Below are 22,290 nucleotides of genomic sequence, written 5' to 3' on the forward strand. Positions count from 1 at the left end.
AAAAATGGCGGACCGCTTATAGAAATCACCGTTTTCGGGTCTTTTTTTTAACTGATTGGTTTGATTGAGGCATTGCGAGGTGAAAACTCAAGTCATATGATGTCTGTCAACTTGATTCGCCCAGCCCTGACTCTAATTCTAATAAGGACCATGCCATGACTGCCGAACACCCTCATCACGCCAGCAAAACGCCCGTGGTCACCAGCCTCCAGGTCATTCCGGTGGCTGGCCACGACAGCATGCTGCTCAACCTCAGCGGTGCCCACGGGCCTTTCTTTACCCGCAACATCGTGATCCTCAAGGACAGCAGTGGCAATGTCGGCGTGGGTGAGGTGCCGGGCGGTGAACGCATTCGTGAAACCCTGGAGGACGCCCGCAGCCTGGTGGTCGGCCAGGCCATCGGCAACTACCAGCGGGTGCTCAACAGCATGCGCAGCACCTTTGCTGCCCGTGATGCCGGTGGCCGTGGCCTGCAAACCTTTGACCTGCGCATCACCATTCACGCCGTGACGGCCATGGAGTCTGCCCTGCTCGATCTGCTTGGCCAGTTCCTTGAGGTGCCGGTGGCGGCCTTGCTCGGCGAAGGCCAGCAGCGGGACGCGGTGAAGATGCTCGGCTACCTGTTTTACATCGGCGACCGCCAGCAAACCGATCTGGGATACCGCACTGAAGACAGCGCCGATGACTGGTTCCGCCTGCGCAATGAACACGCCATGACCCCCGAAGCCGTGGTGCGACTGGCTGAAGCCGCGCAGGCCAAATATGGCTTTAACGACTTCAAGCTCAAGGGTGGCGTGCTGCGCGGCGCTGAAGAAATCGAAGCCGTAACCGCCCTGGCCGAACGCTTCCCCAACGCGCGTATCACCCTTGACCCCAACGGCGCGTGGTCGCTCAAGGAAGCCATCGCCCTGTGCCGCGATCAGCATAAAGTGCTGGCCTACGCCGAAGACCCGTGTGGCGCCGAAAACGGCTATTCCGGGCGCGAAGTGATGGCCGAGTTCCGCCGCGCCACTGGCCTGCCGACCGCCACCAACATGATCGCCACCGACTGGCGCGAAATGGGCCATGCGATCCAGTTGCAATCGGTCGATATCCCGCTGGCCGATCCGCATTTCTGGACCATGCAAGGCTCGGTGCGGGTCGCGCAAATGTGCCACGAATGGGGCCTGACCTGGGGCTCGCACTCCAACAACCACTTTGATATTTCGCTGGCCATGTTCACCCAGGTCGCTGCTGCCGCGCCCGGCGAAATCACCGCCATTGATACCCACTGGATCTGGCAGGACGGCCAGCACCTGACCCGCGACCCGCTGCAGATCATTGACGGAGAGATCCAGGTGCCGGCTAGACCCGGCCTGGGCGTGAACATCGACATGGACGCCGTGGCCAAGGCCCACGAGCTGTACAAAGGCATGGGCCTCGGCGCACGGGACGACAGCATCGCCATGCAATACATGATTCCCGGCTGGAAATTCGATAACAAAAAACCGTGTCTGGTGCGCTGAGCCGCGCTGCACGCACGCCTAATGAGTAAGGATTGAACACATGTCGACAGTTACAGGCCACAACTTTATCGCCGGTCGCCGCAGCGCCGCAGGCACCACCCTCCTTCAAAGCCTTGATGCGACCACGGGCGAAGCCCTGCCTTATCACTTTTATCAAGCCACCGCCGAAGAGGTCGACCTGGCCGCCCAGGCCGCCGATGAAGCCTTTGCGAGCTTCCGCCAACTGAGCTCCGAGCGCCGCGCCGAGTTCCTCGACGCCGTCGCCGATGAAATCGACCAGTTGGGTGAGGATTTTGTCGCGCTGGTCTGCCGTGAAACTGCGCTGCCGGCCGGGCGCATTCAAGGGGAGCGTGGCCGCACCAGCGGGCAGATGCGCCTGTTTGCCAAGGTTTTGCGGCGTGGCGACTTTTTGGGCGCACGCATTGATTTGCCGTTGCCGGATCGCAAGCCGCTTCCCCGCGCAGACTTGCGCCAATACCGGATTGGTGTAGGGCCGATTGCGGTGTTCGGCGCGAGCAACTTTCCGCTGGCGTTTTCAACGGCGGGTGGCGATACCGCCGCGGCCTTTGCCGCAGGCTGCCCGGTAGTGTTCAAGGCCCACAGCGGGCACATGGCGACGGCAGATCAGGTCGGCTGCGCGATTATCCGCGCCGCCGAAAAAACCGGCATGCCCAAAGGCGTGTTCAACATGATTTTTGGCGCAGGCGTCGGCGAGCCGCTGGTCAAGCACCCGGCTATCCAGGCCGTGGGCTTTACCGGATCGCTGCATGGCGGCAATGCCCTGAGCAAAATGGCCGCCGAGCGCGAGCAGCCGATCCCGGTGTTTGCCGAGATGTCGAGCATCAACCCGGTCATCCTCCTGCCTCAAGCCCTGGCCGCACGCGCGCAAAGCATCGCCAAAGACCTGGCCGCTTCGGTGACCTTGGGCGGCGGCCAGTTCTGCACCAATCCGGGCTTGGTCATCGGCGTGCGCTCACCTGAGTTCAGCGGGTTTGTGCAACAACTGACCCAACACATGAGCGAACAGGCGCCGCACACCTTGCTCAATGCCGGTGGCCTGCGCAATTACGCCAAGGGCATCGAGCAGTTGCTCAACCACGCGGGCATCAGCCATCTGGCGGGGCACGCACAGAGCGGCACGCAAGCGCAGCCGCAATTGTTCAAGGCCGATGTCAGCCTGCTGCTGAACAAGGACCCGCTGCTGCAAGAAGAAGTGTTTGGCCCGGCGACCTTGATCATCGAAGTGGCTGATGACGCGCAGCTAAAAGCTGCCTTGCTAGCCTTGCGCGGGCAACTGACTGCCACCCTGATTGGTGAACCGGACGACCTGCAACACTATCAGTGGCTGGTGCCGATCCTTGAACAAAAGGTCGGGCGTATTCTGGTCAACGGCTACCCGACCGGCGTCGAAGTGTGCGATGCCATGGTCCACGGCGGCCCTTACCCGGCCACCTCGGATGCTCGCGGCACGTCGGTGGGTTCGCTGGCGATTGATCGCTTCCTGCGCCCGGTGTGCTACCAGAACTACCCCGACGCCCTGCTTCCCGCAGCGTTGCAAAACAGCAACCCGCTGGGCTTGCAGCGCTTGGTCAATGGCGAGTGGAGTGCGAGGGTGATCGATTAAAAGATCACTCTGTAGGAGCGAGCTTGCCTCGCGATCTTTTAATCTTCTAAAAGATCGCGAGGCAAGCTCGCTCCTACAGTTTTGCTGTACATGCCAAATTTCAGGCAAAAAAAAGCCCAAGTAGCTGATGGAAACTTGGGGCTTAAAAATGCATAAACCGTGGTAGGTGAACGCAGGGCGATAATACCCCAGTGTTACGACAGGTAACAAGAAATTTTGCGCGATTTTTCTCCGGGCGGTACTGACCCAAATCAATAAACGCTACTCGAACCCGAACAATGCCCGTGGCGCCTCGACCAGCAGTGCATGCCTGACCTCGGCCGAGCACTCCAGTGCGTCCAGCTGCTGAACCACCGAGGTGTAGCTGACACGCTCTTCGTGTTGCGTATGCGGCCAGTCGCTGCCCCACACCAACCGCTCTGGACCAAGGCTTTGCTGCAACAGGCGCAACGCCGCCCTGGCGAAATCGAGGTTCTGCTGCTCAGTCCCGGTCAGTCGATAAATGCCCGAGACTTTCATCCACACCTGCCCGCCCTGCCCCAGTTCAAGCATCTGGCGAAAGCCCGGCTGTTCTAGCCCCAAACGCGCATCCGGGCGACCGAAGTGATCGATGACCACTTTTATCCCGAACGGCTTGAGTTGCCGGAGCAAACCCGGCAGGTCTTCAACCTGGCGGTGCAGTTCGATGTGCCAGCCTAACGCCGCGATATTCCCCAGAAATGCCTTCCAGACCGGCTGGTTAAAATCAGGCAATGCACAGCCCATCAAGTTCAAGCGTGCGCCCACCACGCCCTGGCCAGCCAGCTCACGCATCTGCGCCCGTTCAGTGCCGGGGTCCAGCACCACAACCCCGCGCAACTGTTGCGGCGCTTGCTTGAGCGCCGCCAGCAGGTAGCGGTTGTCAGTGCCGAGAAAACTCGGCTGCACCAGTACGCCATGACTGAAGCCATTGGCCTGCAATTGGCTCTGGTACTGCGCCAGAGTGGCGTCGTAGCCCGGGGTATAGCGCCGTGCGGCCGCCAGGCTCAGTTCGCGACTGAACACATGAGCGTGGGAGTCAATGCCGCTAATCGGCGTAAAGCGGGTATCAGGCATGTCGTTCATCTATCAAAAGTAATGGGTATCAGGCACGTGCGGCGTCGTTGCTGCTACCACTGGCCGGTTGCGCCTGGATGGGCGCTTCAAGGTTGCGGCCACGGGTTTCCGGCAGGCACAGGGCGGCAATCACTGCCACGCCATAGGCAATCCCGGCGTCGATACCAATCGCCGAGCCCAAGGACATGGATTCACTCATGTGACCGACCAAAAACGGGAACACCGCCGACAACACGCGCCCGAAGTTGTAGCAAAAGCCGACACCGGCGCCGCGCACATCCGCCGGGTACAGTTCGTTGAACAGCGCCCCGAGGCTGGCCGGAATCCCCGCCGCGAAAAAGCCCAGCGGGAAGCCGAGGAACAGCATTTGCGTATTGCTTAGGGGCAGGAATACATAGCACTGCACGGTGATTACGCAGCACAGGGCGAACAGGATGATATTTTTGCGTCGCCCGATGCGGTCGATCAAAAAGCCGCTGACCACGCAGCCGCACCAGAAAGCCGCAATGATCACCGCCAGATAACCGCCCGAGTTCAACACCGACAAGTTGCGCTCGGTTTTCAGGAAGGTCGGCAGCCAGGTCATGACCGCGTGGTAACCGCCGTGGGCACCGAGGCCCAACAGCCCGCCAAACAAGGTCACGCGCAGCAGTTCAGGGCGAAAAATACCCGATAGCGATTTGAAGAAGCTTGGCGGGATGGCGTTTTCTTTTTGCAGACGCTGAAAGCTGTCGGGTTCTTGCACGTTGCGTCGCACCCAGATAATCAGCAGCGACGGCAGCAGCCCGACCAGGAACATCACCCGCCAGGCCATGTCTTGCGGCACCAGCGAATAGATCAGCGTAAACACCCCGACGGCCAGCCCCCAGCCCACAGCCCAGGCGCTTTGCACGGTGCCCATGACCTTGCCGCGATAGTTCGGGTTAATGGTTTCGGCCATCAGCACCGCGCCCGCGGCCCACTCGCCGCCGATACCAAAGCCTTGCAGCGCCTTGACGATCAACAGTTGGTTGAAGTCGGTGACAAAAGCCGAGAGAAAGGTGAAGAACGAAAACCACAGGATCATCCACTGCAACGTGCGCACTCGCCCGTAGCGGTCGGACAACGTGCCGCCGACCCAGCCGCCGATGGCCGAAGTCACCAGGGTCACGCCGCTGATCAGGCCGGCGTCGCCCTTGGTCAAGGCGAAAGCGGCAATCAGTGCCGGAATCGCCAGACCAAACATTTGTACTTCCAAAGCGTCGAGCGACCAGCCACCGAAGCAGGCCCAGAACGTTTTGCGTTCCCGTGAAGTGATCTGACGATACCAACTGAACATGTTTTTTATCCTTATAAGTCAAACGCAAGGCGGCCGGATGCGGACCGTGCCGCCGTCAGGCCAGTCAAAAGCAACACACAAAAAAGCCCCCGGTCCGCAGGCAGCGGGCCGAAGGCTTGGGGTTAGCGGATGTCCACGCTGTAACGGAAGTGCTCGGCATGCCCGCGCGAGCGCCGCCATTCCAGCGGCGTACCGGCGTAATCACGGGCCAGGCGCTCAATCACCACCACCGGGCTGTTGACCGGCACTTGCAGCAGGCGCGCATACACGTCATTGACCGATTCGGCGGTCAGGGTCTCTTCCGCACGGGCGACGACCTGAGCGCAAACATCTTCATAGATGGGATAGAGCAACGGGCCCTGCTGGCTCAAGTCGAGCTGCAGCAAGGGCGCAAACAGTGCGTGAGGCAGCCAGATTTCTTCGGCCAGCACCGGCTGCTCATCCAGCAAACGCACGCGCATGATACGAATGACCTGCGCATCGGCGGGCAAGCCCAAGGCTTGAGCCACGGCCGAAGGCGCGGCGACCGGCTCTACTGAGAGGATGCGGCTCTGCGGCACCTGGCGCTCACCGGCAGCAGTTTGAAAACGAAAAAAACGAAACAGCGACGATTGAAACTGAGGCCGACGAATAAACGTCCCGCGACCTTGCTGGCGCTCCAGAATGCCTTCGCTGACCAGCGCATCAATGGCTTTGCGCACGGTGCCGGTTGAGAGCAGGTATTGCGCCGACAGCGCGGCTTCAGTCGGGATCGCCTCCCCCGGACGCCAGCGATTTTGCGCGATCTGCTGCGCCAAATGATCACGCAAGCGTTGGTACTGCGGCAGGCGGGTATCACCGGATAGAGAATTCATTGACCTTATTCGCCTTGTTATCTAGTCATATATATGAATATGGGTGGCGAGTATTTCTCCGGACGGGTTGGCTGTCAAGCACCGAATAGCGGCGGGCGCTGTCAGGCACCCGCACGTTTGAAATAGGGCTTATTCGAACACGGGCCGGAAGAAGCTGCGCTCGTAGCTGAGGATGCAGCGGTTGTCTTCGGCCAGCTTGAACGCGGCGATGCATTCAGCATCGGTCTTGGAGCGCTGACGATAGTCTTCGTAGGCGGTCAGGCTGGGGAAGGTAAACATGGCCAGGGCGATATTGTTGGCCCCTTCCGAAGGCAGGAAATAACCGTGATGGGTGCCGCCGAATTTCTCCACCAGCGGGATCCAGATGCGCGCATACGCTTCGAATTCTGCCAGTTGGTAGGGGTCGATCACATAACGCAGGTAACACGTAACCATTTCATCGTTCCTTTGAAGGGTAGAGTCTATTCAGCACGCCCATCGTGATAACCACCGCAGGGATCATCAGCAGCACGGGGTTGAAAGATACCGGGATCAACAGCGTGATCAGCCATGCGATAAAAAAGCCTGCGGCGACCAGACCAAAAAGCCAGGTCGGGAACCGCTTTCCGAAGCGTTCACACGCCTGATTGAAGCGCTTAAACCATTGCATCTAAACAACATCCTTGTGAATCGGCCCGCAGAATATACCCCTGTAGGAGCGAGCTTGCCTCGCGATCTTTTGATCGTTGAAAAGATCGCGAGACAAGCTCGCTCCTAGAGTCATCCGGTTATTTCTTGATGGAGACAATCGTCGCTTTGCTGCCTTCCATGCGGAAGCTGAACACCACGTTGTCACCCACCGCCAGCCCGGCCAATTGCGCGTCGGTCACGGCAAAGCCCATGGTCATGGGCGGCCATTGCAAAGCCGGGACCGGGCCGTGGGCCAGGGTCACGGTGTGCCTGGCCGGATCAATCGCCTTGATCACGCCTTCGGCGCTGGCAGCCGGTGCTTGCTGCTGAGCCTGCATGCCGTCCATTGGCATGCCCGACATGTCTTCTGCATGGGCCGCGACACTGAACGCGGCAACAAGGCTGGCTACGACTACGAGAGGGAATTTCATAGGGGGTTTCCTTGAGAAGGTTGGGTTTCAACAGGTAAATGGCGACGGCGCATCACGCGGTACGCCGCCGGGATAACAAACAGGGAAAGCAGAGGCGCGGTGAGCATGCCGCCGACCATGGGCGCCGCGATGCGGCTCATGATTTCACTGCCGGTGCCGCCGCCCAGCAAGATCGGCAACAGCCCGGCAATGATCACGGCCACGGTCATCGCCTTGGGCCGCACACGTTGCACGGCGCCTTCGCGAATGGCAGCAACCAGCCCTGGCTCGCTGCCCTCGCCCGCCTGCTGACGCTCGGCCCAGGCGTTTTTCAGGTACAGCAGCATGATCACACCGAACTCGGCAGACACCCCGGCCAGGGCGATAAACCCGACTCCGGTGGCCACTGACAAGTTGAAGCCCAGCAGGTACAAGAACCACACGCCCCCCGTGAGGGCAAAGGGCAAGGTCGCCATGATCAGCAGGGCTTCGTCGAAACGGCTGAAGGTCAGGTACAGCAGCACAAAGATGATCAGCAAGGTCGCAGGCACGACCAGCTTGAGCCGTGCGTTGGCCCGCTCAAGGTATTCAAACTGGCCCGAGTAATTCACGCTCATGCCCGGCTGCAAGTGCACCTGCTCGCTGATGGCCTGGCGCAAATCCCTCACCACCGATGCCAAATCGCGGTCACGTACGTCGATATACACCCAGCCGGAAGGCCGCGCATTTTCACTTTTGAGCATCGGCGGGCCCTCGCTGATGCGCACAGTGGCCACGGTGCCGAGGGTGATCTGGCTGCCCTGCGGGGTGTAGATCGGCAACTGTTGCAGCGCACTCAGCGAGTCCCGCCAGGCACGCGGGTACCTTACGTTGATGGGGAATCGCGCCCGCCCTTCGATGGTTTCACCAACGTTTTCACCGCCAATCGCCCCGGCCACAATCGCCTGTACATCGGCAATGTTGAGCCCGTAACGGGCCGCTGCCCCACGGTCGATATCGACGTCAATGTAACGCCCGCCCGTGAGCCGTTCAGCCAGCGCCGAGCTGACTCCCGGCACGCCCTTGGCCACGCGCTCTATGGCTTGGGCAACGCTGTCGATTGCGGCCAGATCACCGCCGTTGACCTTGACCCCGATAGGGCTCTTGATCCCGGTGGCGAGCATGTCGAGGCGGTTGCGGATCGGCGGTACCCACAGGTTGGTCAGCCCCGGCACCCGCACCACACGGTCCAGTTCCTCCACCAGCTTTTTCGGGGTCATACCGGGACGCCATTGCTCGCGGGGCTTGAACGCGATGGTGGTCTCAAACATCTCCAGCGGCGCCGGGTCGGTGGCGCTTTCGGCGCGACCGGCCTTGCCCGACACGTGGGCAACTTCCGGCACGGTCTTGATCAACCGGTCGGTGAGTTGCAGAAGTTGCGCGGCCTTTTGCGCCGACAACCCTGGCAGCGCTGACGGCATGTACAGCAAATCCCCTTCATCCAGTGGCGGCAGAAACTCCCCGCCCAGCCGCGACATCGGCCACAAGGCGCTGACGAACACCAGCAAGGCAACTGCCAGAGTGGTTTTAGGGCGGCGCAATACCGCGTCCAGCGCCGGTTGATACAGCCGGATCAAACCACGGTTGAGCGGGTTCTTTTTTTCGTCGGGGATGGGCCCGCGAATCCAGTAACCCATCAGCACCGGCACCAAGGTCACCGACAACCCGGCAGCCGCGGCCATCGACCAGGTTTTGGTGAACGCCAGCGGGCCGAACAACCGCCCTTCCTGCGCCTCCAGGGTGAACACCGGGATAAACGACAAGGTGATGATCAGCAGGCAAAAGAACAACGCCGGCCCGACTTCCGTGGCGGCCTGGGTGATCACCTGCCAGTGCTGCGCACCCTTCAGTTCTTCACCGGGATGCGCGTGGTGCCAGGCTTCGATTTTTTTATGGGCGTTCTCGATCATCACCACCGCCGCATCGACCATGGCGCCGATGGCAATCGCGATACCGCCCAGCGACATGATGTTGGCGTTGATGCCCTGGTAGCGCATCACAATAAAGGCCATCAACACCCCCACCGGCAGCGAGATAATCGCCACCAGCGAGGAGCGCAGATGCCACAGAAAGACCCCGCACACCAGCGCCACCACCAGGAACTCCTCCAGCAGCTTGTGGCTGAGGTTGTCCACCGCCCGATCAATCAACTGGCTGCGGTCGTAGGTGGTGACGATCTCGACACCCGCGGGCAGGCTGGCCTTCAGCTCCTCGAGCTTTTGCTTGACGGCAGCAATGGTCTCGCGAGCGTTTTTGCCGCTGCGCAGAATCACCACGCCGCCCACGGCCTCGCCTTGACCGTCGAGTTCTGAAATGCCCCGGCGCAATTCTGGTCCCAGCTGAATGTTTGCTACGTCCCCCAGCGTGACCGGTACCGCACCGACGCCAAGCTTGAGCGAGATTGCCCTGAAGTCCTCCAGGGTCTTGAGGTAGCCCGACGCCCGCACCATAAATTCGCTTTCGGCCATGGTCAGCACCGCGCCGCCGGTTTCCTGATTGGCCTTGCCGATGGCCTCAGTGACTTCAGCCTGAGTAATGCCCAACGCGGCCATTTTCAGGGGATCGAGTTGCACCTGATACTGCTTGACCATCCCGCCCACAGTCGCCACTTCCGCCACATTGGGCAGGGTTTTGAGTTCGAACTTGAGAAACCAGTCCTGCAGGGCGCGCAATTGTGCGAGGTCATGCTTGCCACTGCGGTCCACCAGCGAGTACTGATAAATCCAGCCCACCCCCGTGGCATCCGGGCCCAGCGCCGGTTTGGCGCTGGCGGGCAAGCGGCCTTGAATCTGGCTCAGGTACTCCAGCACCCGCGAGCGCGCCCAATACAGGTCGGTGCCGTCTTCAAACAACACGTAGACAAAGCTGTCACCGAAAAACGAATAGCCACGCACGGCCTTGGCGCCAGGCACCGAGAGCATGGTGGTGGTCAACGGGTAAGTGACCTGGTTTTCGACAATCTGCGGGGCTTGCCCAGGGTACGGCGTGCGGATAATCACCTGCACATCGGACAAGTCCGGCAGGGCATCAATCGGCGTGTTTTGCACCGACCAGATGCCCCACGCCGTCACAAACAACGTCGCCAGCAACACCAGCATCCGGTTGCCGACAGACCAGCGAATCAGCGCGGCAATCATGGCTGGCTCCCGGTTGGCAGGTTTGGCGCCAGCGGCGTGACGTCCAGCCCCTTGAGGCTGGCCTCTGAGTCAAGCAGGAACTGGCCTGAACTCACTACCTGCTGGCCTTCTTGCAGCCCTTGCAGGATCGCGGTCTGGCCGTCATTTTCAGGCCCGGTACGCACCTCAACCGGGCGGTAATGCCCGCCCTCCTCAGCCAGCATGACCAAGGCTTGATGGCCGGTGCGAATCACCGCTTCGCCGGGCACCCACAGCACATGCTGATCGATACCCTGTTCAAGGCTGACCTGCGCGGTCAAACCCGGTCGCAGCCGTGCACCGGGGTTGGCCAGTTCGACCCGCACCTGCAACGTGCGGCTGTCGGCGTTGGTTTGCGGCAGGATTGTGCTGACCGTGCCCTTGAACACTTCCCCGGCAAAGGCCGGTAAACGAGCCTCGACGGTTTGCCCCGGCGCAACGGCTGCGGCTTGCGCCTCGGGCACCGCCACGGTCAGCCAGACGCTGCCCAGTCCATTGACCTGGGCCAAGGTTTCTCCTAGCGCCAAGGTCATGCCCTGACGCACGTTCAGGGTTTGCAGCACACCGCCCACCGGGCTGGTAACGGTCAACACCGGCTGCACCTTGCCACTGCGCTCGACCTGCGCAATCAGTGCTGGCGGCATGCCCGTGAGGCGCAGACGCTGACGCGCCGCCGCCAACAGCGCGGAATCACCCACGCGCTTGAGCGCCAGAAACTCTTCCTGCGGCGCCGCCCATTCCGGCACCAGAACATCCGCCAGCGCAGCGTCGGGTTTGAGCACATCACCGGGCGCAAGATTGTAAACGCGCTCGACAAAGCCCGGCGTGCGTGCCTGAATCACTGCCACATCACGCTCATTGAACCCCAGCACCCCGGACGCCATGACACGGGTCGCCAACATGCCGCGACTGACCGTGGCCAGGCGCACACCGAGATTTTCGGTCTGCCCCGGATCAACCCGCAGCGTTTGCGCGTCGGCTTTATCGTCGGCGTACTGCGCCACCAATTGCATGTCCATAAAAGGCGACTTGCCCGGTTTATCGAACTTTTGCTGCGGGAACATCGGGTCATACCAGTACAGCGCCTTGGGCTCGTTGGTTGCCATTGACGGCGCCATACCGGTGTCACGGGGTTGCCCCGCCCACCAGCCTGCTGCCACGCCCAACGCCAGCGCAGCGACTACCAGCCCGGTTACTTTGGTTTTATTAAATGTCATGTGCGCCTTCCCCATAAGCGAAATACAGACGGGCATTGACCGCTGCGCGCTGCTCTTCAACGTCCACCTGTTTGAGGCGGGCCTGGATCAACTCGCGACGCGCCGTGACCAGCGCATTCAGATCACCTTTGCCTGCGCGGTAACTGGCCATGCTCAGCGCGACCTTCTCTTGGGCCAGCGGAATCAGGCTGTTTTGACCGCGTTGCACAGCGCGATTGAGGCGCTGAAAATCGGCCAGATCATCGTCCAGTTGCCGGGTATGCTCGCGGGTCATGTCTTCGCGCTCGGCATCCAGCTGGTCGAGGTCGGCTTGCCGGGCGGCAATCACCGGGTTTTGTCGGCGACCGGGAAATATCGGTAAATCCCAGGAAAACTGCACGCTGACCATGTCACCGAATTGCTGCCCACGGTGCTGGTAGTCGAGCTCCCAACTCCAGTCCGAATGCTTCTGGGCCTCGGCCTCATGGAGCTTGGCTTGCGCCTCGCGGGTCATGGGTTCAAAGGCGGCGAGCTGCGGATGGTGCTGCACGTTATGGGTGTACATCCCGCCTTCGACCGGCCATTCGGGCAAGCGCCCCAGCGGCGTATCGTTGCCCGCCGGGCCAATCCAGCGCTTGAGTGCGGCATGGGCCTGGGCACGCTGTTGCTGCAACTCATCCTGCTGCTCAGCCAACAATGCAGCTTCCTGTTTGGGGGTCACGGCATCAGAGGGTTGCGCGCGGCCGCCCGCAATCGCCGCACGCACGGCATCGCCAAACAGGCGGTTTTCAGAGTAAAAACCCTTAAACAGCGCGTCTTTGCGCTCTACTGAATAACTGTTGATCCACGCCAGCGCGGTGGCCTGACGCACATTCAGCCGCGCCACCCGGCGCTGGGCTATGGCGGTGTCAACGGCGGCATCCGCCACTTCAATGCGCGCCTTGCGCTTCTCGCTATTGGGCATGTCCTGACGGATGCCGACCATTTGCATGGTCATGAAATCGCGGTCCAGGCTGCCGCGATCGGGGCCGCCCACCGGGAAGTTCTGCACCCCCAGCACCAGCTTAGGGTCCGGTAATTCGCCCGCCGGGATTGCGGCACTGCTGGCCGCTTGCACGCTGGCGTTTTGGGCCGCCAGCGCAGGCGCCGTATTGTCGGCCAGGCGCAGCGCTTCATCGAGGGTCAGACCACCCGCGAAACTCGGCCACGCCAGCACACTTGCCACCAGGCCGACGCATACGCGCAAGCCCGTGCCAAAGCACATGGGTTTCATGTTTTAAATTCCTGTGAAGATCCCGTGCACGCTGCAAACACAGCGCACAACTGTGCCTCGCGCTAATGCGCAAGACGGTTCAAAGAGGAACAGGAATCAAACCCGTGGCGGGCGCCACACCCCGGACGGGGCTGAGGTGGGTACGGCATCGCTGAACAGCGCCAGCGTGAGCGGATTGGGCAAGGAAAGTGCGGGCTTGATGACCGAAATTTGCAACATCGTACCGGTTTTGCATTCCTGGCCGGGTTTGCACGACTTGCCATGTTCGGACGGCGCCTTGCTGTCGTCGCAGCAGTCCATGCCCATGTCGTTCATCATCTTCATGCCCAACACTTGCATGGGGCACGGGTCTGCCGGTGCCTGCACACCCGCCATCCCACTCAAGGGAAGCGCGAGGCTCAGGACAAAAACAAGGCAAAGCCGCAGATAGCGTTTCATGGGGCGCGAGTTTAATCGTTAAAAATGACGGTTACAATTAGCCGACTCGCGCTATCAGAGCGTGCTGGAATTAAGCGCAGATTATGTTCAGCGTTTTATTCGATAGGCGCGAGCCGCTTAATAATTACGGATAAATATCGATTAACGAAAACGGTTTCGCTAAGCTGCACACAGTCCACATCCACCCTTAACCTTCGGCGGTGAGCGCATGATCGAAGTTACTGAAGTTTCCATTGCCCAACTGCGTGAAGCGCTCGATTCGGGCCAGACCACCGCGGTTGAGCTGGTCAAGTCGTACCTTGCACGCATCGAGGCCTATGACGGCCCGCAAACGCCGACCGCGCTGAACGCGGTGGTGGTGCGCAACCCCGAAGCCCTTAAAGAAGCCGAAGCGTCGGACGCCCGTCGCGCCAAGGGTGAAACCCTCGGCCCGCTGGACGGGATCCCCTATACCGCCAAGGACAGTTACCTGGTCAAGGGCCTGACAGCCGCCTCCGGCAGCCCGGCCTTTAAAGACCTGATCGCTTATCGCGATGCGTTCACCATTGAGCGTTTGCGTGCCGCAGGGGCCATTTGCCTGGGCAAAACCAACATGCCGCCCATGGCCAACGGCGGCATGCAACGCGGCGTGTATGGCCGCGCCGAAAGCCCTTACAACGCTGACTACCTGACTGCGCCCTTCGCGTCCGGCTCGTCCAATGGTGCTGGCACGGCCACCGCTGCGAGTTTCTCGGCGTTTGGGCTGGCCGAAGAAACCTGGTCTAGCGGGCGCGGACCGGCCTCCAACAACGGCCTGTGCGCGTACACGCCATCTCGCGGAGTGATTTCAGTGCGCGGTAACTGGCCGCTGACGCCGACCATGGACGTGGTCGTGCCCTACGCCAGGACCATGGCCGACTTGCTGCAAGTGCTCGACGTGGTGGTTGCCGAAGACCCGGACACCCGTGGCGACCTGTGGCGCATGCAGCCCTGGGTGCCGCTACCGAGCGTTGAATCCGTGCGCCCGGCGTCGTACCTGGATTTGGCCGCCAGCGCTGAATCCTTGGCCGGCAAGCGCTTTGGCGTGCCGCGCATGTACATCAATGCCGACCCGCTGGCCGGCACCGCAGAGAACCCCGGCATCGGCGGCCCGACCGGGCAGCGCATCATCACCCGCGCCTCGGTCATCGACCTGTGGCAAGCCGCGCGTCAGGCCCTTGAGGCCAAGGGCGCCGAAGTAATCGAGGTCGACTTCCCGCTGGTGTCCAACTGCGAAGGCGACCGTCCGGGCGCGCCAACCGTGTTCACCCGCGGGCTGGTGTCCAAGGAATTCATGCACGACGAATTGTGGGAGCTGTCAGCCTGGGCCTTCGATGACTTCCTGCGTGCCAATGGCGACCCGAAACTCAACCGCCTGGCCGACGTGGATGGCCCGCAGATTTTCCCGCACGACCCGGGCACCCTGCCCAACCGCGAAGATGACCTGGCTGCGGGCATGGATGAGTACGTGCGCATGGCCCAGCGCGGGATCACCCCGTGGGACCAGATCGCGAGCTTGCCGGACGGCCTGCGAGGCCTGGAACAGACCCGCAAGATCGACCTTGAACAATGGATGGATGATCTGGGCCTGGATGCCGTGCTGTTCCCGACTGTCGCCGATGTAGGCCCGGCCGACGCCGATGTTAATCCGGCATCAGCCGACATTGCCTGGAGCAACGGCGTATGGGTCGCCAACGGCAACCTGGCGATCCGTCATTTGGGTGTGCCGACCGTCACCGTGCCGATGGGTGTGATGGCAGACATCGGCATGCCGGTGGGCCTGACCTTTGCCGGGCGCGCTTACGACGATTCGGCGTTGCTGAGCATTGCTTCGGCGTTTGAAGCATTGGGCAGCAAACGCCAGGTCCCGCCCCGCACCCCGCCGCTGAATACCGCTCTGTAGGCTTGAGTTTGCTCGCGATCTGTTGTCAAAGATCGCGAGCACGATCACTACAGGATGCTAATGCTTCAGTGGTTATAAGCCCGCTCGTTATGCTCAGCCAGATCCAGCCCCAGCTCTTCCACGGCATCGTCGGCACGTAAACCCATCACGCGGTCGATGATTTTCAGAATCACCCAACTGGCGGCAAAGCAATACACCGTGGTCAGCAATACGCCCTTGATCTGCGCCATCACTTGCGCGCCCATGCTCACGCCGTCCACCAGACCGCCCAACGACGGCACACAGAACACCCCGGTCAGCACTGCACCGATCATCCCGCCAATGCCATGCAAGCCGAATACGTCCAGGCTGTCGTCATAACCGATACGGCGCTTGAGCACGGTGACGCTCAGGTAGCAGAACACCCCGCACAACAAGCCGATGGCCAGCGCACCGCCGACGCCGACATAAGCACACGCCGGGGTAATACCCACCAGCCCGGCCAGTGCACCGCAGGCCAAGCCTTGAGCACTGGGTTTGCCGACCTTGAACCACTCGGTGAACATCCAGCCCAGAATGCCTGCACATGCGCCCAACTGGGTGTTGAGCATCACCATCCCGGACAACCCGCTCAAGCCGCCGCCCGAACCGATATTGAAGCCAAACCAGCCGACCCACAGCATCGCCGCACCGGCCATGGTCAGGCTCAGGTTGTGCGCGGGCATCGGGGTGTTCTGGTAGCCCTTGCGCTTGCCCAGAATCAGGCAAGCGGCCAAGGCGGCAACCCCGGCATTGATGTGCACCGCCGTACCACCGGCATAATCCAGCACGCCCCAGTTATGCATTAATGCACCGGGGCCGCCCCAGACCATATGCGCCACCGGGGCATACACCAGGGTGAACCACACCGCCATGAACAGCAGCGCCGCCGAGAACTTCATGCGCTCGGCAAAGGCACCGGCGATCAGCGCCGGGGTGATGATGGCGAAGGTCATCTGGAAGGTCACGTACACCCCTTCCGGGATGTCACCCACCAGGCTGTCGGCGTTAATGCCTTTCAAAAAGGCTTGCCCCAGGCCACCAACAAAACTGTTGAAGGTCACCTGCCCCTCCACCATGCCCGTGGTATCCACCACCATGCTGTAGCCATAGATCACCCACAGCACGCCCACCACCCCGGCAATCCCGAAGCACTGGGTAAACAGTGAAAGCATGTTCTTGGCCCGTACCAGGCCGCCATAAAACAGCGCCAGACCGGGCAGGCACATAAATAACACGAGCGCGGCAGCGGTGATCATCCAGGCGGTGCTGCCGGTGTTCAGGACGGGGGCATCGGCGGCCTGAGCCAGCGGTGCCAACAGCATGGCTGTGCCCACCATCAGTAGTGATTTGCCGAGAGGGCGATTGACCATGTTCAAAGCTCCTGCAAAAGAACGTTCGAAATTGTAGGAGCGAGCTTGTCTCGCGATCTTTTAAAAGATCAAAAGATCGCCAGACAAGCTGGCTCCTACGGGTTGGGGTCTATCAGTAGCCGGAGCCCGGTACCCAACTGGTGCCCGCCAGCGGCACGCGGGCCATGGCAGCCGACTCCACGGTCAGGGCGACCAGGTCTTCGGGGTCAAGGTTGTGCAGGTGCGATTTGCCACAGGCCCGGGCCATGGTCTGGGCTTCCAGCACCATCACCCGCAGGTAGTTGGCCAAACGCCGACCGCCTTCGACCGGATCCAGACGCTTGGACAGTTCCGGGTCCTGGGTGGTAATCCCTGCGGGGTCGCGGCCGTTCTGCCAGTCGTCGTAGTAACCCGCTGCCGAACCGATTTTCTTCAGTTCAGCGTCCAGCCGCGGATGGTTGTCACCCAGGGCGATCAAGGCTGCCGTGCCAATGGCCACAGCGTCTGCCCCCAGGGCCATGGCCTTGGCCACGTCGGCGCCATTGCGGATGCCGCCCGAGACAATCAACTGCACTTTGCGGTGCATGCCCATCTCTTGCAGAGCCTGAATTGCTTGCGGGATGGCTGACAAAATCGGGATGCCGACGTGTTCGATAAACACTTCCTGAGTGGCCGCCGTGCCGCCTTGCATGCCGTCAAGCACGATCACGTCGGCCCCGGCTTTGACTGCCAGTTTGACGTCGTAGTACGGACGGCTGGCGCCGATTTTTACGTAGATGGGTTTTTCCCAGTCGGTGATTTCCCGCAGTTCGGCAATTTTGATCGCCAGGTCATCCGGGCCTGTCCAGTCCGGGTGACGGCAGGCGCTGCGCTGATCGACGCCAATCGGCAAGGTGCGCATCCCGGCCACCCGCTCGGTGACTTTCATCCCCAGCAGCATGCCGCCACCGCCCGGTTTGGCGCCCTGCCCGAGGACGATTTCAATCGCGTCGGCCTTGCGCAAATCGTCCGGGTTCATGCCGTAGCGTGACGGCAAATACTGATACACCAGATGCTGCGACTGGCCACGCTCTTCCGGGGTCATGCCGCCGTCGCCGGTGGTGGTACTGGTCCCGGCGATGGTCGCGCCACGGCCCAGGGCTTCCTTGGCATTGGCCGACAAGGCACCGAAGCTCATCCCGGCGATGGTCACCGGGATTTTCAGGTGAATCGGCTTCTTCGCGAAGCGGTTGCCGAGGATCACATCGGTGCCGCACTTCTCGCGATAGCCTTCCAGCGGGTAGCGCGAGACGCTGGCGCCGAGCAGCAGCAAGTCATCGAAATGTGGCAGTTTGCGTTTGGTGCCACCGCCACGAATATCGTAGATACCGGTTTCGGCCGCGCGCTGGATCTCCTGAATGGTCAGGCGATCGAAGGTGGCCGATTCGCGCAGTACCGGCGTGGTTGGCGTTGGGTTAGTGGAATCGCTCATGGGGTTCTCCTCGCGCGGATCAGTACGCGGACGCGTTATCGACTTTGAAGTTGTACAGCTGACGGGCCGAGCCATAGCGCTTGAACTCGGCGGCTTTGTGCGTAAAACCGGCTACATCCAGCAGCCCTTGCAGCTCTTGCAAATGTTCGGCGCGCATCTCTTTTTCAACACAGTCCGACCCCAGCGACTCGACGCTGCCGCGCACATAGATGTGGGTTTCGTACAGCGAGTCGCCCAGTGCATCACCGGCATCGCCGCACACCACCAGACGCCCGGCCTGGCCCATAAAACAACTCATGTGGCCAATGCTGCCGCCGACCACAATGTCGATGCCTTTCATGGAGATCCCGCAGCGCGCCCCGGCATCGCCCTCAATCACCAGCAGGCCGCCATGGGCAGTGGCCCCGGCCGCCTGCGAGGCGCTGCCTTTGACACGCACGACGCCCGACATCATGTTCTCGGCGCAGCCCACGCCGACGTTGCCGTGCACGGTAATCGTCGCCTGCTGGTTCATGCCCGCGCAGTAGTAACCGGCGTGGCCTTCAATATCGATGGACACGGCCTGGTTCACGCCCACCGCGAGGTTGTGCTTGCCGTTGGAGTGGATCACCCGCCATTCAGCGTCGATAACGTTATGAACCTGGTCGTGCAGCGCCTGATTGAGTTCGCGCACGCTGGCAGTGGAAAGATCGATGGTTTTCATGTGTGCGCTCCTTAAGCTGACTCGCGTTCCCAGATGTACAACGTGGCCGGTGCCGGCTCCCAGATGCGTGCGTGTTCAATGCCCGGCAGGCTCGACAGCGCCTGATACTCAGAAGCCATGGCCACGTAATCGTCGGTTTCAGCCAAAATCGCCGGTTTGCAGGCAATCGGGTCGCGGATCACCGCAAAACCGTTACGGGTGCCGATGGCGAAGGTGTAGAAGCCGTCGAGGTCTTCCAGCGCATGGTCCAGCGCTTCTTTCAGCGAGTCGCCCTGTTGCAGGCGCCAGGTCAGATAACCGGCCGCGACTTCAGTGTCGTTGTCGGTTTCGAAATGAATCCCTTCGCGCTTGAGCTCCTGACGCAGGCGGAAGTGATTGGACAGCGAACCGTTGTGCACCAGGCACAAGTCGGCGCCGGTCGAAAACGGGTGGCTGCCTTCCATGGTCACCGCACTTTCAGTGGCCATGCGGGTGTGGCCGATGATGTGGCTGCCCTGCATGCCGGCCAGGCCGAAGCGCCGGGAAATGTCCTCAGGCAAGCCCATGCCCTTAAGGATCTCGATGCTCTGCCCGGCGCTCATGATGCGCACCGTCGGCGCCAGCTCAGCCAGTGCTGCACGCACCGATGCCTCGTCGGCATTGACCTTGAGCACCGCAGCACTGGCGTTCTGGAACCAGTCCAGCGAGCAGCCCAGGCGTCCTTCCAGCGCGCCCATCAAATTGTTCCAGTCAAAGCTTTCAGTGGTTGCCTGCAACGTCAACTTGACCCAGCCTGCCGCCACTTCGTCGCCGTAGATAGCAAAGCCGGCACTGTCCGGGCCGCGATCCGTCATGGCCTGCAACATGGGTTCAAACAACGTGCCGAGCCGGGCTTCCAGCTGCGGGTTTTTCAGATACAGACCTACGATTCCACACATATGAGCAGTCCTCAGGTTGTTCGGGAGCGGCTGTGCCGCCAGACATAATCAGAAGAATTCGGTGTAACGCTTGATTTCCCAGTCGGAGACGTGGCGGCTGTACTCCACCCACTCCATGCGTTTGAGCTTGATAAACTCGCCAACGATTTGTGGGCCGAGCACTTCGGCAAACAGCGGGTCGGCTTGCAACGCGTCACAGGCTTCCTTGAGCGATTGCGGCAAGGTCTTGATGCCCCGGGCGGCAATTTCTTCGAGGCTCAGGCTGTAGAGGTTTTCGTTGCAGACGTGGTCGATTTCCAGTTGGCGATCGATGCCGTCGAGCCCGGCCGCGATGATCGCTGCGCTGACCAGATACGGGTTGCACCCGGCATCCGGCAAGCGAAATTCCAGACGCCCGTAAGGCACGCGGACCATGGCTGAACGGTTGTTGGCGCCGAAGGCGATAAAGGCCGGTGCCCAGGTGGCGCCGGACAAGGACTGCCCCACCACAAGGCGCTTGTAAGAGTTGACGGTCGGCGCAGCGAAGGCACACAGGGCCGGGCCGTGGGCGAGCAGACCGGCAGCAAAGTGATAAGCCATTTTCGACAGGCCCATGCCGCTCGGATCGCTGGCGTCATGGAACAGGTTTTTGTTCTCGGCGCTGCTGATCGACAGGTGAAAGTGCATGCCGTTGCCCGCCCGCTTGGGGTCCGGCTTGGGCATGAATGAGCAAATCATGCCCAGGTCATTGGCGATTTCACCGGCCGCCATGCGAAAGAACGTGAAGCGGTCGGCGGAGGTCAGTGCATCGCTGTAGGTGTAATTGATCTCGAATTGGCCGTTGGCGTCTTCGTGGTCAATTTGGTAGACCTCAAAGTCCACCGCTTGCAGGGCTTCGGTGAGTTTTTCCAGAAACTCTCTTGAGCGCGACAGGCCTTTGTAGTCGTAGCAAGGCTTGTCGAGATTGTCGCTGGGGTCGACCAGTTGCAGCGTGCCCTGCTCGTCACGGCGCATCAGGTTGAACTCAGGCTCCAGCCCGGTATTGAGGGTCCAGCCCTTGTCCGCCAGGCGCTGCACTTGTTGCTGCAACACATAACGGCTGTCGTAAGGGTGCGGCTTGCCATCAACATGCCCCACGCACACCACTCGCCCGTAACCTGGCTGCCAAGGCACCGGGGTCAGGGTCGACAAATCGCCACGGGCCATAAAATCCGCGCCGTGGGGCTCCATGCCCATGCCACTAATGGCAAAACCGGCGAACCCGGCACCCTCTTCGGCGACGGTCTTGAGACCACAAATCGGCACCGACTTGGTTTTTGCCGCACCGTGAATATCGACAAACTGCGCAAGCACGTACTTGATCCCGTGCTTATCGATGATGCGCTGGGTTTCTGCTGGCAGCATTACTCGTCACTCCTGGCGAAAGGCAAAACAGTGAGGGTTGGCCTTAACTGTCTTTTTATTCCTAAAAAGAAAGTTAGTTTCCCAATAGGAATGCAAAGCCCTTGCCAGAGTTGTCAGCGCTGCGTCAAAACGCCTCCAGTGGCGTTTTCGTGCTGTCTATATGGGAAAATTCTTTTCCCGGTGGGAATATGGCCAATGATCCGCTAGCCTGTAACCAGCTTTTTGCACTTTCTCAGTGCGAAACTATTATTACTGAACGGAAAGTGTGCAGGACTGAATGACGATGCCAACCGAACCCGCTCCACGGCTCAAGCTTGAGCAATACTTGGGCATGCAGATAAAGCGCCAACGCCAGGCTCAGGATTTGAAGTTGTCCGACGTGGCCAAAATTGCCGATATCAGCCAGGGCATGTTGAGCAAAATCGAAAACGCCCAGGTCTCTACCAGCCTCGATACCTTGAGCCGTCTGTGCGACGTGCTCGGCTTGCCGATGTCCAAGCTGTTCAGTGAATACGACCAGCAGGACGGCAGCGCGCTGCTGGTCAAGGCCGACCAAGGCATGGAGGTGGTGCGCCGGGGCACCGAGAAAGGCCACACCTATCACTTGCTCAACCACACGCGCGGCCCGAAGAAGAGTTTTGAGGCGTACATGGTGAGCATGGACGACGCCAGCGAAGAGTTCCCGACCTTCGCCCATCCGGGCACCGAGTTTTTGCATTTGCTGGAAGGCGAATTGGTTTATCGCCACGGCAACCAGTTGTACCGCATGCAGGCAGGCGACAGCCTGACCTTCGAAGGCGACATTCCCCACGGGCCAGAACAGCTGGTGCAAGTCCCGATTCGTTTGCTGTCGATCATGAACTACGGCAACGACAAGGAATAAGCCATCCCCTCTTTGGCTGCCGCCCCGTCTTCGATACCGCGTTGTGGCGCAGCAAAAAGGCCACCG

19 protein-coding genes are annotated in these 22,290 nt (G+C 61.0%); 4 read left to right on the top strand and 15 right to left on the bottom strand.

Going from position 1 to position 22,290, the window contains the following annotated elements:
• Nucleotides 1–155 precede the first annotated feature (155 nt).
• Complete coding sequence (gene gudD, locus ACJJU9_RS14145; RefSeq protein ID WP_407728789.1) at nt 156–1,505, top strand: glucarate dehydratase; 1,350 nt, start codon at nt 156–158, stop codon at nt 1,503–1,505.
• Between the two features lie 40 nt (nt 1,506–1,545).
• Nucleotides 1,546–3,129 carry an aldehyde dehydrogenase (NADP(+)) gene (locus tag ACJJU9_RS14150; protein WP_407728790.1) on the top strand — a complete coding sequence of 528 codons (1,584 nt, stop codon included), beginning with the start codon at nt 1,546–1,548 and terminating at the stop codon, nt 3,127–3,129.
• A gap of 261 nt (nt 3,130–3,390) precedes the next feature.
• On the opposite strand, the gene ACJJU9_RS14155 is transcribed toward ACJJU9_RS14150, so the two are convergent.
• The 10 genes from ACJJU9_RS14155 to ACJJU9_RS14200 form a co-directional block, all read right to left on the bottom strand.
• The gene (locus tag ACJJU9_RS14155) at nt 3,391–4,224 is read right to left on the bottom strand and encodes an amidohydrolase (RefSeq protein ID WP_153331381.1); all 834 of its coding nucleotides are present in this window, start codon (nt 4,222–4,224) and stop codon (nt 3,391–3,393) included.
• Between the two features lie 28 nt (nt 4,225–4,252).
• Entirely contained in the window at nt 4,253–5,542 is a 1,290-nt protein-coding gene (locus tag ACJJU9_RS14160) for an MFS transporter (RefSeq protein WP_407728791.1), read from the bottom strand.
• 122 nt (nt 5,543–5,664) lie between these two features.
• Complete coding sequence (locus ACJJU9_RS14165) at nt 5,665–6,396, bottom strand: GntR family transcriptional regulator (RefSeq protein ID WP_153331382.1); 732 nt, start codon at nt 6,394–6,396, stop codon at nt 5,665–5,667.
• A gap of 129 nt (nt 6,397–6,525) precedes the next feature.
• Nucleotides 6,526–6,831: an NIPSNAP family protein gene (locus tag ACJJU9_RS14170; RefSeq protein WP_407728792.1), complete on the bottom strand. Its 306-nt coding sequence runs from the start codon at nt 6,829–6,831 to the stop codon at nt 6,526–6,528.
• A gap of 1 nt (nt 6,832) precedes the next feature.
• Nucleotides 6,833–7,045 (bottom strand): hypothetical protein, encoded by a 213-nt coding sequence (locus ACJJU9_RS14175; protein ID WP_407728793.1) that lies wholly within the window; start codon nt 7,043–7,045, stop codon nt 6,833–6,835.
• A gap of 118 nt (nt 7,046–7,163) precedes the next feature.
• Nucleotides 7,164–7,496 carry a copper-binding protein gene (locus ACJJU9_RS14180; protein WP_407728794.1) on the bottom strand — a complete coding sequence of 111 codons (333 nt, stop codon included), beginning with the start codon at nt 7,494–7,496 and terminating at the stop codon, nt 7,164–7,166.
• Entirely contained in the window at nt 7,493–10,651 is a 3,159-nt protein-coding gene (locus ACJJU9_RS14185; protein ID WP_407728795.1) for an efflux RND transporter permease subunit, read from the bottom strand. Before ACJJU9_RS14185 ends, ACJJU9_RS14180 begins: the two co-directional genes overlap by 4 nt.
• Nucleotides 10,648–11,886 carry an efflux RND transporter periplasmic adaptor subunit gene (locus ACJJU9_RS14190; RefSeq protein ID WP_407728796.1) on the bottom strand — a complete coding sequence of 413 codons (1,239 nt, stop codon included), beginning with the start codon at nt 11,884–11,886 and terminating at the stop codon, nt 10,648–10,650. The genes ACJJU9_RS14185 and ACJJU9_RS14190 overlap by 4 nt, the downstream gene beginning before the upstream one ends.
• Nucleotides 11,876–13,138 carry a TolC family protein gene (locus ACJJU9_RS14195; protein ID WP_407728797.1) on the bottom strand — a complete coding sequence of 421 codons (1,263 nt, stop codon included), beginning with the start codon at nt 13,136–13,138 and terminating at the stop codon, nt 11,876–11,878. The genes ACJJU9_RS14190 and ACJJU9_RS14195 overlap by 11 nt, the downstream gene beginning before the upstream one ends.
• A gap of 96 nt (nt 13,139–13,234) precedes the next feature.
• The gene (locus ACJJU9_RS14200; RefSeq protein ID WP_123749474.1) at nt 13,235–13,576 is read right to left on the bottom strand and encodes a hypothetical protein; all 342 of its coding nucleotides are present in this window, start codon (nt 13,574–13,576) and stop codon (nt 13,235–13,237) included.
• Nucleotides 13,577–13,784: 208 nt separating this feature from the next.
• On the opposite strand from ACJJU9_RS14200, the gene ACJJU9_RS14205 reads away from it, so the two are divergent.
• Nucleotides 13,785–15,497, top strand: a complete 1,713-nt coding sequence (locus ACJJU9_RS14205; RefSeq protein WP_407728798.1) for an amidase — start codon at nt 13,785–13,787, stop codon at nt 15,495–15,497.
• A 65-nt stretch (nt 15,498–15,562) separates the two neighbouring features.
• Here the strand turns inward: ACJJU9_RS14205 and ACJJU9_RS14210 are convergent, their stop codons facing one another.
• The 5 genes from ACJJU9_RS14210 to glnT form a co-directional block, all read right to left on the bottom strand.
• On the bottom strand, nt 15,563–16,888 hold the full coding sequence (locus ACJJU9_RS14210) for an ammonium transporter (protein ID WP_407728799.1): 1,326 nt from the start codon (nt 16,886–16,888) through the stop codon (nt 15,563–15,565).
• 112 nt (nt 16,889–17,000) lie between these two features.
• Nucleotides 17,001–18,338, bottom strand: a complete 1,338-nt coding sequence (locus ACJJU9_RS14215; RefSeq protein ID WP_153392157.1) for an FMN-binding glutamate synthase family protein — start codon at nt 18,336–18,338, stop codon at nt 17,001–17,003.
• Nucleotides 18,339–18,357: 19 nt separating this feature from the next.
• A complete protein-coding gene (locus tag ACJJU9_RS14220; RefSeq protein ID WP_407728800.1) occupies nt 18,358–19,041 on the bottom strand; it encodes a protein glxC in 684 nt (227 codons plus the stop codon).
• An 11-nt stretch (nt 19,042–19,052) separates the two neighbouring features.
• Nucleotides 19,053–19,958 carry a glutamine amidotransferase family protein gene (locus tag ACJJU9_RS14225; RefSeq protein ID WP_153331389.1) on the bottom strand — a complete coding sequence of 302 codons (906 nt, stop codon included), beginning with the start codon at nt 19,956–19,958 and terminating at the stop codon, nt 19,053–19,055.
• Nucleotides 19,959–20,006: 48 nt separating this feature from the next.
• A complete protein-coding gene (gene glnT, locus ACJJU9_RS14230; protein ID WP_048369154.1) occupies nt 20,007–21,341 on the bottom strand; it encodes a type III glutamate--ammonia ligase in 1,335 nt (444 codons plus the stop codon).
• A 283-nt stretch (nt 21,342–21,624) separates the two neighbouring features.
• Here glnT and ACJJU9_RS14235 point away from each other — a divergent pair, with 283 nt between their 5' ends.
• The gene (locus ACJJU9_RS14235) at nt 21,625–22,224 is read left to right on the top strand and encodes a helix-turn-helix domain-containing protein (RefSeq protein WP_407728801.1); all 600 of its coding nucleotides are present in this window, start codon (nt 21,625–21,627) and stop codon (nt 22,222–22,224) included.
• Nucleotides 22,225–22,290: the final 66 nt, after the last annotated feature.

This window comes from Pseudomonas helleri, assembly GCF_045830615.1.
In the GTDB taxonomy this organism is placed as follows: Bacteria; Pseudomonadota; Gammaproteobacteria; order Pseudomonadales; family Pseudomonadaceae; genus Aquipseudomonas; species Aquipseudomonas helleri.

Excerpts from the sequence above, each read along its gene's own strand:
- ACJJU9_RS14195 (WP_407728797.1), bottom strand. The coding sequence starts at position 13,138 with ATGAAACCCATGTGCTTTGGCACGGGCTTGCGCGTATGCGTCGGCCTG.
- ACJJU9_RS14170 (WP_407728792.1), bottom strand. The coding sequence starts at position 6,831 with ATGGTTACGTGTTACCTGCGTTATGTGATCGACCCCTACCAACTGGCA.
- ACJJU9_RS14160 (WP_407728791.1), bottom strand. The coding sequence starts at position 5,542 with ATGTTCAGTTGGTATCGTCAGATCACTTCACGGGAACGCAAAACGTTC.
- ACJJU9_RS14235 (WP_407728801.1), top strand. The coding sequence starts at position 21,625 with ATGCCAACCGAACCCGCTCCACGGCTCAAGCTTGAGCAATACTTGGGC.
- ACJJU9_RS14225 (WP_153331389.1), bottom strand. The coding sequence starts at position 19,958 with ATGTGTGGAATCGTAGGTCTGTATCTGAAAAACCCGCAGCTGGAAGCC.
- ACJJU9_RS14215 (WP_153392157.1), bottom strand. The coding sequence starts at position 18,338 with ATGAGCGATTCCACTAACCCAACGCCAACCACGCCGGTACTGCGCGAA.
- ACJJU9_RS14180 (WP_407728794.1), bottom strand. The coding sequence starts at position 7,496 with ATGAAATTCCCTCTCGTAGTCGTAGCCAGCCTTGTTGCCGCGTTCAGT.
- ACJJU9_RS14165 (WP_153331382.1), bottom strand. The coding sequence starts at position 6,396 with ATGAATTCTCTATCCGGTGATACCCGCCTGCCGCAGTACCAACGCTTG.
- ACJJU9_RS14220 (WP_407728800.1), bottom strand. The coding sequence starts at position 19,041 with ATGAAAACCATCGATCTTTCCACTGCCAGCGTGCGCGAACTCAATCAG.
- glnT (WP_048369154.1), bottom strand. The coding sequence starts at position 21,341 with ATGCTGCCAGCAGAAACCCAGCGCATCATCGATAAGCACGGGATCAAG.
- ACJJU9_RS14200 (WP_123749474.1), bottom strand. The coding sequence starts at position 13,576 with ATGAAACGCTATCTGCGGCTTTGCCTTGTTTTTGTCCTGAGCCTCGCG.
- ACJJU9_RS14190 (WP_407728796.1), bottom strand. The coding sequence starts at position 11,886 with ATGACATTTAATAAAACCAAAGTAACCGGGCTGGTAGTCGCTGCGCTG.
- ACJJU9_RS14185 (WP_407728795.1), bottom strand. The coding sequence starts at position 10,651 with ATGATTGCCGCGCTGATTCGCTGGTCTGTCGGCAACCGGATGCTGGTG.
- ACJJU9_RS14205 (WP_407728798.1), top strand. The coding sequence starts at position 13,785 with ATGATCGAAGTTACTGAAGTTTCCATTGCCCAACTGCGTGAAGCGCTC.
- ACJJU9_RS14175 (WP_407728793.1), bottom strand. The coding sequence starts at position 7,045 with ATGCAATGGTTTAAGCGCTTCAATCAGGCGTGTGAACGCTTCGGAAAG.
- ACJJU9_RS14150 (WP_407728790.1), top strand. The coding sequence starts at position 1,546 with ATGTCGACAGTTACAGGCCACAACTTTATCGCCGGTCGCCGCAGCGCC.
- ACJJU9_RS14155 (WP_153331381.1), bottom strand. The coding sequence starts at position 4,224 with ATGCCTGATACCCGCTTTACGCCGATTAGCGGCATTGACTCCCACGCT.
- gudD (WP_407728789.1), top strand. The coding sequence starts at position 156 with ATGACTGCCGAACACCCTCATCACGCCAGCAAAACGCCCGTGGTCACC.
- ACJJU9_RS14210 (WP_407728799.1), bottom strand. The coding sequence starts at position 16,888 with ATGGTCAATCGCCCTCTCGGCAAATCACTACTGATGGTGGGCACAGCC.